At 48.8% G+C, this 3,234-nt stretch carries 5 protein-coding genes; all 5 read left to right on the top strand.

All coding sequences use genetic code 11. From position 1 onward, the window contains the following. Nucleotides 1–306: ImmA/IrrE family metallo-endopeptidase (locus tag H9X86_RS11745; protein ID WP_430736105.1), on the top strand; the 306-nt coding region annotated here is incomplete at its 5' end. Beyond that, nucleotides 303–542 carry a hypothetical protein gene (locus H9X86_RS11740; protein ID WP_204901691.1) on the top strand — a complete coding sequence of 80 codons (240 nt, stop codon included), beginning with the start codon at nt 303–305 and terminating at the stop codon, nt 540–542. The genes H9X86_RS11745 and H9X86_RS11740, both read left to right, overlap by 4 nt. Nucleotides 543–657: 115 nt before the next feature. Then, nucleotides 658–1,194: a helix-turn-helix domain-containing protein gene (locus H9X86_RS11735; protein ID WP_204901690.1), complete on the top strand. Its 537-nt coding sequence runs from the start codon at nt 658–660 to the stop codon at nt 1,192–1,194. A 610-nt stretch (nt 1,195–1,804) separates the two neighbouring features. Further along, nucleotides 1,805–1,945 carry a hypothetical protein gene (locus tag H9X86_RS11730; RefSeq protein ID WP_204901689.1) on the top strand — a complete coding sequence of 47 codons (141 nt, stop codon included), beginning with the start codon at nt 1,805–1,807 and terminating at the stop codon, nt 1,943–1,945. Nucleotides 1,946–2,019: 74 nt separating this feature from the next. Next, a partial coding sequence (locus H9X86_RS11725) for a recombinase family protein (protein ID WP_204901688.1) occupies nt 2,020–3,234 on the top strand: 1,215 nt, incomplete at its 3' end.

Genomic DNA, 3,234 nt, shown 5'->3' with positions numbered 1-3,234 from the left:
AAAGCCTATTCTCTCAGGGCACTCAAGACCCGCGAGGACTGGAACGAGTGGCAAGCCAACGCATTGGGTGCTGCAATGTTAATGCCTCAGAGGGAAATCGAGCTGGCTATGCAACTCTTTCCTGCAAAAAAAGTTCTGATCAACTATGAGGGCTGGTTTGCATACCCGGACAGAATGATCCTTTCTCATCTCTGCCAATGGCTTGATGTATCCAAGACAGCCATGATCATCCGTCTCCGACAGCTCGGATACATGGAAGATCGTCCATATAGCGAATACGACGATCCTACGGAGGTGTGGGCATGAGCAAAAACATCCGCATTACAGAGCCATCTGCAGAAATGCTGGTGAAGATACGAATGGCCCGCAATGCCATTGCCAGTCAAAAGCCAAGAATGGTTAAATGCCCCTATTGCAAACACAATTCTATTATTGTTTTTGAGGACACTCGTGGTCACGTTCAAGCCAAATGCAAGGCTTGTGGGCGTGAAACTGTGTTCGATGTCCTCAGCATGAGAAGATTTCAACTTCGACACCCCTAAAGGTGCCAAAGTGGAAAAATAAATATTGATAGCTGTGCTGTGGAGCCGCTGATTGGTGAGTCTTCCTAATGCCGCATGAGAACAAAACTTCTACAAGAAGCTTTGTTCTTTCGGCATGGGAAATCAACTCACCGTCATGCGGCTCTTTTGTTGTCTTTCCTTTCCGTTGCTCTACACCGGCGGAAAGGAAAAGACAATGAAAACCCCTAAAACCCCACTTGAATTTGACTACGATCTCTGGACCACCGAGGATGGAAAATGCATGGTTCGCATCAAAGCTACTAATGAAGTCACAGAAGTAACCCGCGAAATTATGCGTCTGCTTCGTGCAGAGGAAAAACAAATGAGGCGCCTCCACCCAGCCACTGAAACCGATCGTGATACTGCTACTCTGTCATTGGATGCAGGCGACCCACAACAAGGTCCCTCATCATGGCTTGCAGATTCCTCCGACTTCACACAAGATATTGCCTTTGATATGTTGGAGGCCACATTCTTCCAACAGCTCACCACAATTCAGCGTGATGTATACCAGGCGGTTATAAAAGATGGCTTAAGGCCTTACGACTATGCAAAGCAGAAAGGAATATCCCCATCCGCTGTCACACAGCATATTCAGGCCATTCGCAGAAAGGCAAAAAAAATTTTTTAGGACACTACTTAAAAATCCGCTCAAAAATGTCCGTTGTATAGTGAAGGGGTTTCAATCCACCTTCTTGCTCTTTGACAACGGAATATCCGGTAACTTGAATACGTTAGCTGACGGAGAAGCGTCAGGCCGAGTGCGCGAAGACCACCTGTGCGGAGCATTCCGCATCGAAGGACGGCCAAATAAGGTGCAGAGCGTTACCCACTCAGGCCAGGACAGCCCTGGCAAACTGTCTCGCCATGATCCCGTCAGTCTACAATGATACTTCTGCTTTGCAGCTCGGAGAGATCCTCGGAGGGGTGAGAGGCCCATGATGTGCGCCAGCGCAGTTCAAGTTGCCGCCCGGCCTGGGGAAGTAGTGTCAAATACAGGCAATCACAAGATATGATAAACAGAAGGCCGCCTCAGATTCGGAGTATATGATATAAATGCTCACACCCTCTTGGGGCGGCCTTCTTTCTCTCTGGTAGCAAAAGCAAGGGAACCGACTAAACGATCCTCCTTACTTTCTCCTCTCATCTGCCCTCCTTTTCTTTTCGGCCTACACATACCTCCTGGTCGGTTCCCTTGCTTTTGCTATCAATCTCTGCATTTATGAAAGCGAGGTATTCTTATGGTAAACATTGATGTATGTGGTATGGCACAACTCCTGCGTTCCCTTATCCAGCAGGAAATTGTGAGCACCAGCGAGGCACGCAAAATTCTCTCCCGCATCCTGTCGCAAACCGGTGCAGACATCATTATTTCTCTCTGATTTGTTGCTCTTTGCGATAGCTATTCCCAATGTGTTGTGGTAGTCTTTGTCCTAACGAAGGAAGTGAAATTCGGATGACAAAAGAAGCACAAGCTCAAGGCAACCTGGCTTTGGCGGACAAGCCACAGGTCATAACCATTGCCCCCACCAAACAAGATTCGGCCGTCAAATTGCGTGTCGCAGCTTACGCCCGTGTCAGCTCGGCATCCGATGATCAGCTCAACTCCTTTGCTTCTCAAACCCAGCACTATATCTCCCTGATCTCCAGCAATGAGAACTGGAGCCTAGTGGACATATATGCCGATGAAGGTATCACCGGAACATCGGTGGACAAGCGTGAGGACTTCAAACGCCTGATGGCCGACTGTCGCCGGGGCTTGGTTGACCGAATCCTGGTCAAATCCATCTCCCGGTTTGCTCGCAACACCACCGAGTGTCTCGAAGCAATTCGGGAGCTGAAAGCCCTGGGCGTAGGCGTCCACTTCGAAAAGGAGAACATCGACACTGCCACTATGTCCGGCGAAATGATGACCACTCTGTTTGCCTCCTTCGCCCAGGCTGAGAGCGAATCAATCTCCAGCAATATGCGGTGGAGTTATCAAAAAAGAATGCAGCGTGGTGAGTTCATCACATGCAGTGCCCCCTTCGGATATCACTTGAATAACGGAATGCTTGAAATTGACGAAGCTGAAGCAACAGTCATCCGTCTCATCTTCGACAGATATCTCTCCGGCATCAGCATGGCAGACATTGCAGACGAAATTACACAGCTCGGCTTTCCTACCAGAGCTGGAATGCCTTACTGGCAATATTCCACTGTGTACTACATACTGCAAAATGAACGGTATGCTGGCCATGCCCTGCTCCAGAAATTCTATGCCACAGACACGTTGCCCTTTCAAAAGAAACGAAACCATGGCCAACGAGATAAATACTACATATCCAACAGCCATCCACCCATCGTATCTCAAGAGATATTTGACGCCGCTCAAACCCTCCTTCGTTCTCGAGGGGATAAGTCTCCCCACACCCCAAAGACAAAATACGATTTCACCCTTGTAATCCAATGTGGGGACTGCGGGACATACTTCAAGCGAAAAGTAAGTCGAGGCACCACCTATTGGGTATGCCGGAAACATCACACCAATTCCAGTGACTGCAAAATGCCCCCTATAGAGCAGGCTAACATTGAAAAAGCCTTTCTCCGCCTCTACTATAACCTCAAACATCACGGAACTCCCATTCTCGCTGGAATGATCGCCTCACTCCAGGCCATCCGCAATCGCCAA

The organism is Pseudoflavonifractor capillosus (assembly GCF_016902575.1).
GTDB classification, from domain to species: domain Bacteria; phylum Bacillota; class Clostridia; order Oscillospirales; family Oscillospiraceae; genus Enterenecus; species Enterenecus capillosus_A.
This window is presented reverse-complemented; position numbering and strand designations above follow the sequence as displayed.

Excerpts from the sequence above, each read along its gene's own strand:
- H9X86_RS11740 (WP_204901691.1), top strand. The coding sequence starts at position 303 with ATGAGCAAAAACATCCGCATTACAGAGCCATCTGCAGAAATGCTGGTG.
- H9X86_RS11735 (WP_204901690.1), top strand. The coding sequence starts at position 658 with ATGGGAAATCAACTCACCGTCATGCGGCTCTTTTGTTGTCTTTCCTTT.
- H9X86_RS11730 (WP_204901689.1), top strand. The coding sequence starts at position 1,805 with ATGGTAAACATTGATGTATGTGGTATGGCACAACTCCTGCGTTCCCTT.